This is a genomic window from Kiloniella laminariae DSM 19542, from assembly GCF_000374005.1.
Lineage (GTDB): Bacteria > Pseudomonadota > Alphaproteobacteria > Kiloniellales > Kiloniellaceae > Kiloniella > Kiloniella laminariae.
Genome location: NZ_KB893135.1, coordinates 448,266 through 461,253 on the forward strand (window position 1 = coordinate 448,266; position 12,988 = coordinate 461,253).

A 12,988-nucleotide genomic window follows, 5' to 3' on the forward strand; every position below is an offset into this window, starting at 1 on the left:
AAAGCTGCTATAGATTAGCTATATGCAAAACAAAGACATAAAAATAATTGACTAAATTGATCTTGCACGAACTCCAAACGCAACACGGGCAGCTTTACAGCCGCCCCGTGCGCTCACAATATGCGCCAAATTCCTCCCCCAACGCATCACCAAAGTCAAAACACTCTATTTCATAGAGTTAAGACCGAAGATGTTGCCTTCGCTGTCCTGGCACAGAGTGACCCAACCGAATTCACCGATTGAAAATTTTGGTCGGATCACTTTCCCGCCCGCCCCGGCAACGCGGGCTTCTTCCACGGCGCAGTCCTGGGCGGCAAAGTATATCACTGTGCCGCCTCTGCCGGGGGCTGCATGTTCGGACTTGGTTAAAGCGCCCGCTGCGCCGTAGGCATTCATGTCGGCGGGGAAGCTCATCATTTGCGACTGGCCTGTGGGGTCAATTATTTCCTCAAGCTTTTGCCCCAGAACCGTCTGGTAAAAGGCAACGGCCCGCTCAAGGTCGTCTACATAGATGTCGAACCATGCGACTGCGTTCATTTTTGTCATCCTCCGCTTCCTCTTTATTGTCGGCTATGACCATTACCTAACAGGCCGCAGGTGGTCTGTATTGTAGATATCAGACATCAAATTTCCGGGAATATTTCCCCGGCGTGTAGCCCGTGGCTTTGCGAAACGCGTGGATAAAATGCGACTGGTCGGCGTAAGACCAGATATCCTTGCCGTTCAAGGTCTGTTGCAGGCGCAGCACCTTGAGAAAGTCGTGCGGCGTTAATCCGGTGGTTTGTTTCAGCCTTCGTTGCAGCTGGCGGGCTGACAGCTCGCAAACCGCCGCCATGTCTGAAACGCTTCTGATATCGTCGAGCTTGTGAAATATCTTTTCCGTGACGGGGTTCACGGCAACCAGCTTGCGGTCCATCAGCTCCTCGACGAAGGCGGATAAAATCGGCTGCTGATCAACAAAATCGCGGCTGGAAAGTTGCTGATTTATCCCGATCAGCGGCAGGTCCCCCACGTAAGGTCGCTCCACCAGACCATAAGAAATCTGCTCGGAGCCCCCTTGCCATACACCGGGCAAAAACCGGATGTTGACAAAGTGAAAGGACCTGCCCAGGTTAAATTCCTCGGAGGCGGCACGCAATTGGGCAAGCCCTGCGATCTGAGGATTCAACTGGTCAAAGACGATGTAGCTGCAGGCGTCCGGCAAGGCATGAAATCGATAGTCCTCCGGCAAGCTGCCGTTTGTCTTCAGCTCCAGAAACCGGTGGACAATGCCGCGCAAATGACCGGGCGGTTCGGCCTCGACAAACAGGACGGACCGGACCTCTTTTTCTTTGCCGTTTCCTTTCGGGTCATACATAGCTGCTGTATTGCTCCTGCGCGGTTATCTGTTGCCGTAGTTACCCGTAACAGCCATTCTTTGATGGCGCACCGCAATAGCTTAAGGGCCAGAGAACTGTTTTGGCGAGAGCCGTTTTGGCAAAACAAACTATGCTGTCTGTAGCAGCGCGCCCCTTGAGCAGGATCAAGCCTCATCCCTGAATGGATATGCGCAGGTGGGCAGGCTGGATTTCGTCGTCCCGGTCTTTGTCATCGGGGTCTTTGTCGGCAGGTTCCGCTGATCCCGGTGTGATTTCGGGATCGCGTTTTTTGCAGAGGGACCCGAGCACCCGGCGTCTGACCGCCTGAACCTGGCGCTGTTTGTACTGGGCGTGCGAGGCCGCGCCGCTGTGGTTGGACAGGTAGCTGGCTTCGTCGAGGATCTGGATTTCGAAGGGGAAGTAAAAACGGATCTGCTTGCCGTCAGCCTCTGTCAGCTTGATGCGCTGGCGACAGGTAAACTGCAGCGCCTTGTAACTGGTGCCGCTAAAGGCATTATCGGTCAGGCGTTTGGCATCGCCCGGTGATTTGATCTTTTCCAGATCGGCGCTGAGCTGGGAAAAGTCGTCGATGTCTTTCCAACGGTCTTCCATCCACTCCACATCGATCAGGCTGTTGCGCGAGCGCGAGGGCTTGATGTTGGCGAACATGACGATGTTGTGCTGACGCAGGTAACAGAGCACGCGCAGGGCGTCGAGCGGGTCGCGGGTGACAATACGAATGCCGAGCCAGTCAAAGATATCCGCCGCAACATTTTCCGCCTTGTGCAGCATCTTCAGCACGGCAGAGCGTCGCGATTTGGACGAGCGGCTTTCATAGACCACCAGTTCGATATCGCCGAGGAAGACCCCGTTCGAGGTATCGCGGATGTGCTGTTCAAAGCGGCCAAAGATCTGTTCCTTGACCTGTTCGTGATAGCGTTCGTTGAAATAGGAGCCGCAGTGGGCAAAGGTGTGCATCACCCGCAGCACCACACAGCTCCAGCGCGAGCGCGGCGTGGCTTCGGTCGAGGAAACCCAGAGCAGCAGTTTCAGCAGGTTTTCCTGATTGCGCACTTCGGGGGAAATCTCCTCCCCCTCCTCCAGCAGCACCTCTTCGATAAAGCTGATGGCTTCCTGGCGGATGGCCTCGACCTCCTGACGGTCTTCATCCTGATGATAGTCAAAGCCGTAACATTCCAGAAAAGCCTCGGCTTCTTCCAGCGTTTCGACCTGAAGCCGGGGCGAGTCAATAATCGACTGCCCTTTGAGGACTGTCCGAAGCGACGCGCCGGCCCAGAGTCTCAGTTCTTCATTCATTAGTCCATCATCCCCAGGAAAGCAGAGGCAAAAGCGAAGTGATGATAATAGAGGAAAAAATCTAACTTTTAATTAAATTGCGCCAAAAACCGATGGCCAACCCAGTGGCCAGCCCGGTGGCCAGCCCGGTGCCAAACCGGGGGCCAAACCGGGGGCCAAACCCGCCAGAACCGGACGACCGACCCTGAAAGCTGGCCCGCCAGCACAGAACTTACCGCAACAGCGTACTTTTGCAGCGGTCCCTTTTTCCTAACGAAAAGCCGGGCCGTGCACCCAGGCCACCAGCGCATAGCGGGTCCCGGAAGTGACCGGGCAGACCTCATGCTGGAGAAAGCTGGAAAAAACCACCGCCGTGCCCTGATCCCGCGGGGCGGTCCAGCCCTTGCCCTCGTCATCCACCTTCAACGCCCCGCCCTCATAGGCCGCCCCGTCGGACAGCTGGACCGAAATCGACAGCTTGCGCGTTGTGGTTGATCCGGTGGCGCCGATGTCCATATGCGCGCCATAGCGCCCGGCCGGGCTTTGTTCGTCCTGCGGCGCATCATAGCGGATCAGCTGCAGACCTTCGCGCAGATCCTCCAGGTCAAACTGGAACCAGTTGCGGTTGACCTCGCTTACCAGCCCGGCAAGCTTGAGGAACACCCAGCTGGTCGTGTCGCTATCATCCAGCCAGAGGTAATGGCACTTGCGGATCGAGCTTTTGACCCCCCCCGCCAGACGGGCCGCCGCCACATCCGGGGAGTCCTCAAACAGATCAATCAGCCTCTGGCACTCGGCGGCGCTCAGCAACCTTTCCTGCACACAGGGACGCGTCATCAACATAACCGGCAACCTTTAAACAGTCCGCGAAACACCGCAGGGACAGGAAAAACAGGCAAAAGTAAAATAGAGATACGTTCAGTGGGAAAAACAATCCGGAGCCGTGTTCAGGACACCTCGGCACCGGGGGGTTCTGCCGTTTTGCAGCGGCGCTTTCATCCTGCCCCAAGCAGATCGGGGCAAGGGATAAGCACCCTGTCTGCAGAACAGCCCGGGCTGTAACGGGGCGAATTGTTTTCACCCCTTCTTTAGGCTCAGTTCACCGGAAAAGACAAGAAAATTTCGCACCTGTTTTACCTAGATACCCTGATGGATCTTCCGGTGGGTTTTCGGGTGGATTTTCGGGTGGATTTTCGGGTGAATTTCCCGATGAATTTCCCAGTGAATTTTCCAGTCAGTTTTCCGGTGTGTTTTCTAGTGGGCTTCACCAGCTTTTCAGCCATGAAACTCCGTCAGAAAAATCTTCCCACACAGGTTTCCAAAGAGGCCTTCCCGATTTTCTTTAAAACAGTTCAAAAGAAAAAAACACCTGACAGTTAACCATAAATATTCTTTTAATTCATAATGATAATATAATAAGAAATTCAATCATCGATAATTTATACTGGAAAAAAACAAGAATGAGCTGTAAAAGTATTCCTGAGACAGTTCCGCTCTTCTGCAGAAAAATTAAACAATAAAGACCCTGCAGTTCTTAACCATAATTTAGGACTCTCATCCCAAAATAAGCGCGTCAGGGGGAATAAATGACAAAGATAAAAAGACGTACCTTTCTAAAAGGCGCTGCAGCTCTTTCCGCCAGTGGCGCGCTGCTACACCATTTTACCAGCAGCACAGCTGTTCAGGCACAATCTTCAGGACCCGCAGGTAGCACCTTGCCCGCCCGCTCGCCGCTTGGCATCAGCGATGACCTTTTCAACCCGACCGAGTACAGCTCGATCGATGGGCGTCTGGTGAAAACCATGTGGATGGGCTTCAACAAGGTCATCCTGCCCAGCGGCCCGACCATTTTGCGAAATTTCAACGACAGCCTGCCCGGCCCGACCCTGCGGATCAATGCAGGGGATACGCTGGAGCTGGCCTTTGAAAACCGCCTGCCGGAAAATCGACCCGACCAGCCAACCGAAGTCAACATACCCAACCACTTCAACACCACCAACCTGCACTATCACGGCTTTCACGTCAGCCCCAAGGGCAACAGCGACAACGTCTATCTCAACATCGAGCCGGGCGACAAGTTCAACTATGTCGTCCAGGTCCCCAAAGACCATCCCGCAGGCAGCTACTGGTATCACCCGCATCGCCACGGTTCGGTTTCGGCCCAGGTAGCCCAGGGTGCCGCGGGTATGGCGATCATCAAAGGTGCGCTGGATGACGTGCCCGCGATCAAGGAAGCGGTCGAGCGGGTGCTGGTCATTCAGGCTCCGATCCCCGGTGTTGACGGTATTCTTGATTCCGAAGACCCGATCTGGCCACTGGATGCCGAACGCGACTTTCTGGTCAACGGCGAATACAAACCGCGGATCTATATCCGCGAGGGCGAGGTCCAGCGCTGGCGCATTCTCCACGCGGGCGATGCCCAGTTCTTCCCCTTCAAGATCGACGGGCTGGAAATCTATGAAATCGGTCGGGACGGCAATCCCCTGCCCGAAGCCCGTCTGGTCGAGGAAGTCCATCTTTCGCCTGGCAACCGGGTTGATGTGCTGGTCAAGGGGGCAACCCCCGGCGCCTATCTGCTGCGCCGTCCTTTCTTTGACCAGGGCAAACAGTCTCTTCCCCCGGTTCATCTGGCCAACATCTATGTCATCCCGGCCAATGATTCCCGCGTTCCTCCCGGAACCCCCTTTGGCCGGGAAATCCCCAAGGGACCGCTGCCGGACAATCCGATCCTGGTCGACATCACCGACGCCGAGATCACCCACCGGCGCAAAATCGTGCTGGGGGTCGAGGATGTAAAAGGCTATTTCCACGACACGCTCTTTACCATCAATGACGAACCCTTTGATCCAAAGCGCGATGACGTTGTCTCCAAACTCGGTTCGGTCGAGGAATGGACCCTGATCAACACAACCCCCTTCCCGCATCCGATCCACATCCATGTGAACCCCTTTCAGGTCATGTCGGTCAACGGTGTTGCCGACCCGGACAAACCCTGGATGGATACCATCGCGGTACCTGCGGCCGGAACAGTGGTGTTTCGTACCCGTTTCCTCGACTTTGATGGCCGCTATGTCATGCACTGCCACATCCTCCCGCACGAGGATACCGGCATGATGATCAATGTGAATATCGAGCCGTAAGCTGCGAGGTCCAAACACGCAAATGGGAAAATGCTCCATGATGAAACAATTCAATCTGTCTCTTGCCACAGGCATGCTGGCGGCGGTTCTGGTCTCTTCTGCTGCTGTCGCAGACGATCCGCAAAACACACCGATCCCGGCTTTTGGCTCACAATGTCTTTCCTGTCACGGTGAAGACGGCAGGCCGGAACTGGCCGATGTGCCGATTATTGCCGGGCAGCAGCCGATCTACCTTGCCAATGCCCTGCGCCATTACAAATCCGGTGAACGGACCAACGGACAGGCCCTGGTGATGCAGGAAATGGTCAAAAACCTGAGCGACGAACAGATCGTGGCACTCGCCCAGTGGTTTGGCGCACAACAATAAGGCTTTGGAGAACACTCAATGAGAAAATTTCTGTTAAACACAGCTTTGGCAACGTCTCTGGTGGCAGCAAGTCTGTTTGCTTTTGCTCCGGTTCAGGCGGCCGAGAAAATCTATCTGACCTCGCCCGAAGGTGAACAGCTGTTTCATGATGCCGATATCACCATGGACTATCTCAAGCTTGCCTCCTTCCTGGAAAGCGAGCACATCGTGACCTTCTGTGGCCCCGCAACCATTGCCGGGGTGATGAACACGATGGATGTGGAACGCCCGCAGCCGCCCCAGCTCTACCCCTGGAGGCTCTTTACCCAGACTTCGATTTTCACCGCAGCAAACCAGGCGGTAAAACCCTATCCCCAAGTTGAACATGATGGACTGGTCCTGCCCCAGCTGGCGACTTTCTTCCAGAACCTCGGGGTAAAGGCCGAATTCCACCACGCGGATGAATTTACCGAAGAATGGCTGCGCCAGACGATCACCGATGTTCTGGCAGATCCGAACAGGCGCTTTGTTGCCAACTATTCGCGCCAGCCCATCGGCCAGGAAGGCGGCGGACACATTTCCCCGGTTGCCGCCTATGACGTGGAAACCGACCGCGCGCTGGTTCTGGATGTCGCCCGTTACAAATACCCGCCGGTCTGGCTGACCATTGCCGACCTGCACAAGGCGATGATGGACAAGGACCCCAGCTCGAACAGGTCTCGCGGTGCTGTAATCGTAAGCCAGTAAGAACCGGGAAAACCTGGAAGCTCGATAGAAGGCTGGCCGAAAGCAGTTTCGGCCAAAGGCCTCACCAAATAGTCCGGGGCAGGTTAGAAAAGGCCCGAACAGGAGAGATAAAACGATGAACATAAGCAGACGCAGCCTGCTGACCTCTGCGGCCCTGATCCCTCTTGCTGGCGGTCTGAGCACCTCTGCCCAGGCCCTCAGTCTCGGGTCAGGCAGCCGGGTCTTTGGTGAAGCCGTGCGCCAGATTGGCGGGGTCGTGGATATTGCCGACCATATGGTCCGCTCGGTCGAGAGGGAATTTCTCGCCACCTATGGCCAGAATGCCATGAACCGCTTTATCTCCGAAGTAGACGGACGCTCGATCAACGAGGTCCAGGCCAACACAACAGATGCGGTCCGGGACCAGATCAAGCTGATCGCGACGGTGCTCTATACTGGCGAAGTCACCCGCAAGGATGCCAGTGGCACCGCGGTGACCTCTGTCCCCTACTACCCCTGGTCACTGGCCTGGTCGTCCCTGGCTTTTGCCAAGGCTCCCGGCATCTGCGGCGGCCCCGCCTTTGGTCACTGGGCCCATGCCCCTGATCTGCGCAACAACCGGGGGAACAGCTGATGGCTGAAGACAACAAAATGAACGCCGATGTCGTCATCATTGGTGCCGGCATGGCCGGGGCGCACCTTGCCCGTTCTCTGCGGGAAAAAGGCATCGATGTGCTGATCCTCGAGGCTGGTGACAGACGCCCACGCGGTGATTTCCTCAAGATTTTCTATGAAAGCACGACCAAAGGCCCCCAGGCACCCTACCCCTCCATTCCCAGTGCGCCGCATCCGACCGACGGCGGCTATGCCGATTTTTATGTCCAGGACAAGGACACGGCCAACGAAAACAAATTCATCGGGGCTTACCTGCGCATCTTTGGCGGCACGACCTGGCACTGGACCGGATTTGCCGACCGTCTGCGCCCGGAAGACTTCCGCATGAAGACGCTCTATGGCGTGGCCGAAGACTGGCCGATTGATTACGACCTGCTGCTGCCCTACTACAAAACCGCAGAAGAGCGCTGGGGTGTAGCAGGCGACCCGAACGATGTCTGGGGCGCCCCGCGCCACGGCGTCCCCTATGAAATGCCCCCGATCCCCGCGACCTATATGGACAAACAGGTCACCAAGGCGCTGGAGAAAATGAAACTGACTTCCGGGATCTTCTCTCACGCCCGTAACTCACAGATCTATGACAACCGCCCGGTCTGCTGTGGCAACAACACCTGTGTGCCGATCTGCCCGATCGGGGCCAAATATGACGCATCGGTTGACGCCCAGAAGGCCGAAGACGAAGGTGCAAGGGTCGAGGTCAACGCGCTGGTGACCTTTATCAAGACCGACAAGGACCGCAAGATCACCCGGGTCAAGGTTCAAAAACCAGACGGCAGTACCTTCTGGGTTGGCGGCAAGGTCTTTGCGCTTTGTGCCCACGCCATTGAAAATCCGCGCCTGCTGCTCAACTCGAAACAGGAAAATGCCCCCAAGGGCATCGCCAACTCTTCCGATGCAGTCGGGCGCTATCTGCTGACCCAGGCTAACCAGGACACCCAGGGCCTGACCCCCGATCCGGTCTTCCCCTATCGCGGACCACAACAAACTTCGGGTCTTGTCGAACGGCGCGACGGGGCTTTCCGCAGCAAGGAAGCCGCCATCGGCACCTCCTTTATGAACAGCGGCTGGTCCGGCAACAGCGACGCCACCAACCTGGCCACAGACCTGATTGCCAAGGGCGTGGTCGGACCAGAGCTTTCGCAACAGATCAATGCCCGCGTTTCCCGGCACCTGCGTCTCAATTCCTCTGCCGAAGTCCTGCCCGATGCCAACAACAGGGTAGAGCTGGCGGATGAAAAGGATACCGCAGGCATTCCCAAACCCAAGATCACCTTCAAGATGGATGACTACACCAAGAACGGCCTGAAGGTCGGGCTGGATATCAACCTCGAGGTTTTCAAGCTCATGGGCGCGACAGAGGTCACACACAACACCCCTTATCTGTCCAACGCCATTATCGGCGGCACGACAAAGATGGGCGATGATCCCAAAACCTCGGTAGTCAATGCTGATCTGGTGTCCCATGATCATCACAATCTCTATATCATCGGCTCCAGCACCCACATCACCATGCCGGTCAATGCGCCGTCGCTGACCATTGCCGCGCTGGCGATCCGGGCGGCAGAGCATATGGAGAAGAAACTGAAGTCCTGAGCAGGCAGTATCGCGAACGCCCTCGCGCCCCGGGTTCAAGCCAAAATCTGACCCGGGGCCTCTCGCTGACTTGCCGTCGATGTCAACAAGCATTTTTTGCATCAGCAATGTGAATTTGTGTTACAAAATTCGCCAGATTACCCGCCGGGGTTACCCGGCAACACAAATAGCTCTGCACCCGATAGAACCACCCTCGCCCGGAGATATTCTGGATGCCCCGTATTCTTGGCGTCGTCAGCCTTGCCGTCCTCTGTTTTGTCTTTCTTGGCAATGCGCTAAAATCCGTTGTCACCTCGACGGTTTTTGTTTCCGAAGGCGAGTTCGCCAGCTTTCTCAATATCTCGGTCGACAAGACCCAGATCCTGGTAGAGCTGCTGATCGGCAGCTCTGTCATGGCCTTGGCTCTGGCCCCTTTCCTGTTGACCCGCGCCCGGGCCCAGCGTATCGCAACCATCTGCGCCCTGACCGCCGGGGCCTGTTATCTCGCCCTTGGCCTAACGCTGGTGATGGGGCCTGCGCTTTTTGTCCGGGAACTGGTGGTCATTCTGACCTTTGCTCTCAGTGGTTTTTGTATCTCCTTCTTTGCCCCCATTGCCCAGCTGGCAATCAACGAGATCGAGAACGAGCGCGAACGTGTCCTGCTGACCACCGTCTGGACCTCGGCCCAGCCCGTGGCCTTTCTGATCACGCCACAGCTGGTCAAATACGTCGCCATGGATATTGGCACCGGAAACTACTTCCTGATCTTTGCCGCCTTCCCGATTTTTTACCTGCTGCTCACCCGCAAGGTCCTGCCCCACGGCGCCTCGCCAGAACATTCACAGGGACAATCTTTAGGGCAGCCGCCAAGACCAACAGTCCCCCGTCCACCGCTTTCCAGTATTGTCACCATCATTCTCGGCATCGCCGCCTTTGAGGCCTGGACCATTTCCAATTCGCTGGCGGGCGTGACCGCCCCGGTCAGCCTCGGCCTGATGACAGGATTTTTTCTGATCTCTGCCTTTGCCCTGGTTAAATTTCGCCAGAAAAAAGCGTCAACCAATACCGCTTCCCGGGTCCCAATTTCCCAGCCCCCCCTTGCCAAGATCAGGGCTTCCTCTCTGCCGCCAACCGCCCTGTTCCTCCTGATCGGTTTGTTCCTGCTCGAAATCCCTTCAACCGGATTTTATGACGCCGCTTATCTGGTGCGCCACCTCTGTTCGACCAACCTGATTCAGGACCGCGCCTCGCTTGGCGCTGCTGCCCAGATTGCAGCAGTCGCCCTTGGTGGCGGGCTCTTTGTACGCTGGCCCCAGATGATGCCTGTACTGCTGGTCACCGGCCTGCTGCTGCTGCTGATCGGCACCACAGGCTTTGTCACCTACCCGGATCTCGCAGTAGATGCCTCCTTCTTCTACACTTCGAAAATGATATCCTCTGCCGGAATGGGCCTGATCACCACAGTCATCGTCGGCGTGGTCATGTGCCAGTGCCGCGGTAATCCAGTTATGGCCCTGCTGCCTGCACTGGTGATCATGTTCGGCACCGAGTTCGGCCTCGAGATCCTCGAAATCGTCTATCAGATCGCCAAGATGCTGGGACAAGACGAAGTCAGCGCCTACCGTACCATCTTCTACGCCCAGGTCGCCGCCATCATCATCGCCTTTATCCCGACAATCGAAGGCCTGTGGCTCAACCACAAGGCCAGCAGAGCTGGAGCCCAAATAGCCTGAAGCCAATGAAAGAAGATCTCCATGATTGATGCCTATAAGGTCCTTGAAGAAACCGACACGCATATCGTCTATCAATACAATACCACGTTGACCTGGGGGCTGTTCGGGGCTCTGGCCGTCGGCATGGTCGGCATCATGAACGATATTATCCTGCTCCAGCTGCTCTGCGGGCTGGCCATGCTGGTGTACTTCTTCATTGGCCTGGTCAAGATCAGACCGATAAACAACAGGCTCAAGGAAGCCCTGCGCAACGGCAACCTGAAAATGGAGGGCAGCAAGTACTCTTTTTCCAATCCCCTGCGCTATACTCTGAAGAAAGAGGCTCCTGCTTCCTGAACCCAGGCCCGGAAACAGTCTTCGTCCCAAAACGCCATAGAAAAAGCCCCGGATCTTGCGATCCGGGGCTTTTATTCCGGTAGGGAGAACCGACCCCGCGCGTCAGCTTCAGTCAACAATCAGGTTGTTGCCATCGAGCAAAGCCTTGATCGCATCGTGGTTATCAATCGAACCACCAGCTGTCAGATCAACATGATCCAGACGGATCGTCGCCACAGCGGAACCTGCGCCTGCACCATCCTGATCGACCGTGATCACAGTCGTCGTCCCATCAAGAGAAATTGACAGATAGTCTTTCAAAATGGTTGCCGTGGCATCATTGTCAACACCCGCCGTGAAGCCACTCAGGAGATCTTTGAGGTTAAGCTTGTCGCCTTCGCTGGTATCGAAATCTGTAATGGTATCAATACCCCCGAGCGCGTCAGCGTCAAAGACAAAGCTGTCCGCACCATCACCGCCGCTCAGGCTATCATTACCACCATTGCCATTGATCGTATCATTGCCCACGCCGCCGAAAATCCTGTCCGCGCTGTTTCCGCCAACGATATAATCATCGCCGTCACCGCCCAGGATATCACCGCCAACAAACCCGTTGCCATTGACATAGATATAGTCATTGCCTGCACCGCCCAGAATATCACCGCCAACATGTGCATCGGGATTGACATAGATTCTATCATTGCCATCACCGCCAAGGATATCACCACCAACCTTCGCATCAGGATTGACAAAGATATTATCATCGCCGTCACCGCCAAGGATGTTTCCGCCGATCGAGCCAAGGCCATTGACATAGATACCGTCATCGCCGTCACCGCCAGCGATATCGCCAGTAATTACCCCGCCCGCATTGACATAGATACTGTCATTGCCTGCTTCGCCGAGAACATCACCACCGATAACGCCGTTTCCGATTTTAAGCCTATCCGCGCCAGCCCCCAGAACAACATCGCCAGAGACGTTACCTTTAACGATCTCAACGCTATCATCACCAGCGAAGGTATAGATGCCGCCCTTGATCTGGTTGACACTGGAAATATTGATCTGGTCGCCCTTGTTTGTCGCAACCACATGGCCCTCAATGTCCCCATGGGTTGATATGTTGTACTGGGCACCAAACGCCTCGTGAAGCGGGGCTCCGCTTGACGTTGTATTCCCGGAATTGGCAGCCAGGTTTTCCGGCTGGAAATTTCCTTGCCAGGTTCCGGCAGACAGGTTCAGCTGCCAGGGAGCAACAGGTCCCGGCACAGGTGTCACATCGGTCTTGCCGTCAATATCAATCACCAGCTTGGCCGAACTTTCGTCGCCGTCTTTATCCTTGATGGTATAGTTGAACTCTTCCTTGAGCTTCTCCCCATCCTTCAGCGCGTTGACAGCGGCATTGCTATTATCCAGCTGATAGCTGTAATTCCCCAGGGCATCGAATGTCAGCGTGCCGTACTTGCCAACGATGGTCAGATCATTACCATCATCGACCAGGTCCGTGTCGGTCCAGACAATCGACTGGAACCCGTCCGCGCCCAGCTTGTCAGCCGTGCCGTCGGTATCATTGGCATCCCCCGCAGCAACGTCAATCCCGGTGACAACATTGCCGGTCGCAGCCAGCCCACTATCTTCAAGTACACTGTCTGCATCATCAAGCGCTGTGGGAACAGAGTCCTTGACCTTGATGATCAGCTTGCCGCTGTCCTTGTCGCCGTCACCGTCAGTCACTTCATACCCGAACTTCAGCTTCAGGCTATCCGCACCCTTGCCATCGTGATCAAGCGCACCAAACTGGCGATAGTTGTACGCGCCGGTTTCCTT

General features: G+C 55.9%; 12 protein-coding genes. 7 read left to right on the top strand and 5 right to left on the bottom strand.

Going from position 1 to position 12,988, the window contains the following annotated elements; translation table 11 throughout:
- Positions 1-165 precede the first annotated feature (165 nt).
- The 4 genes from B152_RS0106965 to B152_RS0106980 form a co-directional block, all read right to left on the bottom strand.
- Entirely contained in the window at positions 166-537 is a 372-nt protein-coding gene (locus tag B152_RS0106965) for a VOC family protein (protein WP_211212152.1), read from the bottom strand.
- A 79-nt stretch (positions 538-616) separates the two neighbouring features.
- Complete coding sequence (locus tag B152_RS0106970; RefSeq protein WP_020591686.1) at positions 617-1,357, bottom strand: helix-turn-helix domain-containing protein; 741 nt, start codon at positions 1,355-1,357, stop codon at positions 617-619.
- Between the two features lie 172 nt (positions 1,358-1,529).
- Positions 1,530-2,675 (bottom strand): TIGR04552 family protein, encoded by a 1,146-nt coding sequence (locus B152_RS0106975; protein ID WP_020591687.1) that lies wholly within the window; start codon positions 2,673-2,675, stop codon positions 1,530-1,532.
- Positions 2,676-2,924: 249 nt separating this feature from the next.
- Positions 2,925-3,491: a 2OG-Fe(II) oxygenase gene (locus B152_RS0106980; RefSeq protein WP_026261348.1), complete on the bottom strand. Its 567-nt coding sequence runs from the start codon at positions 3,489-3,491 to the stop codon at positions 2,925-2,927.
- A 749-nt stretch (positions 3,492-4,240) separates the two neighbouring features.
- On the opposite strand from B152_RS0106980, the gene B152_RS0106995 reads away from it, so the two are divergent.
- The 7 genes from B152_RS0106995 (at position 4,241) to B152_RS0107025 (ending at position 11,182) form a co-directional block, all read left to right on the top strand.
- On the top strand, positions 4,241-5,794 hold the full coding sequence (locus B152_RS0106995; protein ID WP_020591691.1) for a multicopper oxidase family protein: 1,554 nt from the start codon (positions 4,241-4,243) through the stop codon (positions 5,792-5,794).
- A gap of 37 nt (positions 5,795-5,831) precedes the next feature.
- Positions 5,832-6,161: a c-type cytochrome gene (locus tag B152_RS0107000; protein ID WP_020591692.1), complete on the top strand. Its 330-nt coding sequence runs from the start codon at positions 5,832-5,834 to the stop codon at positions 6,159-6,161.
- Between the two features lie 18 nt (positions 6,162-6,179).
- Entirely contained in the window at positions 6,180-6,887 is a 708-nt protein-coding gene (locus B152_RS0107005) for a phytochelatin synthase family protein (protein ID WP_020591693.1), read from the top strand.
- Positions 6,888-7,002: 115 nt separating this feature from the next.
- Positions 7,003-7,500, top strand: coding sequence for a hypothetical protein (locus B152_RS0107010; protein WP_020591694.1), 498 nt, complete (start codon positions 7,003-7,005; stop codon positions 7,498-7,500).
- The gene (locus tag B152_RS0107015) at positions 7,500-9,134 is read left to right on the top strand and encodes a GMC family oxidoreductase (protein WP_020591695.1); all 1,635 of its coding nucleotides are present in this window, start codon (positions 7,500-7,502) and stop codon (positions 9,132-9,134) included. The genes B152_RS0107010 and B152_RS0107015 overlap by 1 nt, the downstream gene beginning before the upstream one ends.
- Positions 9,135-9,346: 212 nt before the next feature.
- Positions 9,347-10,846 carry a hypothetical protein gene (locus tag B152_RS0107020; protein ID WP_020591696.1) on the top strand — a complete coding sequence of 500 codons (1,500 nt, stop codon included), beginning with the start codon at positions 9,347-9,349 and terminating at the stop codon, positions 10,844-10,846.
- 21 nt (positions 10,847-10,867) lie between these two features.
- Positions 10,868-11,182: a hypothetical protein gene (locus tag B152_RS0107025; protein ID WP_020591697.1), complete on the top strand. Its 315-nt coding sequence runs from the start codon at positions 10,868-10,870 to the stop codon at positions 11,180-11,182.
- A gap of 108 nt (positions 11,183-11,290) precedes the next feature.
- Here B152_RS0107025 and B152_RS0107030 read toward each other — a convergent pair.
- The coding region (locus B152_RS0107030; protein WP_020591698.1) for a type I secretion C-terminal target domain-containing protein at positions 11,291-12,988 on the bottom strand (1,698 nt) is incomplete at its 5' end.

Coding starts and splice junctions, on each gene's coding strand:
- B152_RS0106980 (WP_026261348.1), bottom strand. CDS start 3,491: ATGACGCGTCCCTGTGTGCAGGAAAGGTTGCTGAGCGCCGCCGAGTGC.
- B152_RS0106975 (WP_020591687.1), bottom strand. CDS start 2,675: ATGAATGAAGAACTGAGACTCTGGGCCGGCGCGTCGCTTCGGACAGTC.
- B152_RS0107020 (WP_020591696.1), top strand. CDS start 9,347: ATGCCCCGTATTCTTGGCGTCGTCAGCCTTGCCGTCCTCTGTTTTGTC.
- B152_RS0106965 (WP_211212152.1), bottom strand. CDS start 537: ATGAACGCAGTCGCATGGTTCGACATCTATGTAGACGACCTTGAGCGG.
- B152_RS0106995 (WP_020591691.1), top strand. CDS start 4,241: ATGACAAAGATAAAAAGACGTACCTTTCTAAAAGGCGCTGCAGCTCTT.
- B152_RS0107000 (WP_020591692.1), top strand. CDS start 5,832: ATGATGAAACAATTCAATCTGTCTCTTGCCACAGGCATGCTGGCGGCG.
- B152_RS0107025 (WP_020591697.1), top strand. CDS start 10,868: ATGATTGATGCCTATAAGGTCCTTGAAGAAACCGACACGCATATCGTC.
- B152_RS0107005 (WP_020591693.1), top strand. CDS start 6,180: ATGAGAAAATTTCTGTTAAACACAGCTTTGGCAACGTCTCTGGTGGCA.
- B152_RS0107015 (WP_020591695.1), top strand. CDS start 7,500: ATGGCTGAAGACAACAAAATGAACGCCGATGTCGTCATCATTGGTGCC.
- B152_RS0107010 (WP_020591694.1), top strand. CDS start 7,003: ATGAACATAAGCAGACGCAGCCTGCTGACCTCTGCGGCCCTGATCCCT.
- B152_RS0106970 (WP_020591686.1), bottom strand. CDS start 1,357: ATGTATGACCCGAAAGGAAACGGCAAAGAAAAAGAGGTCCGGTCCGTC.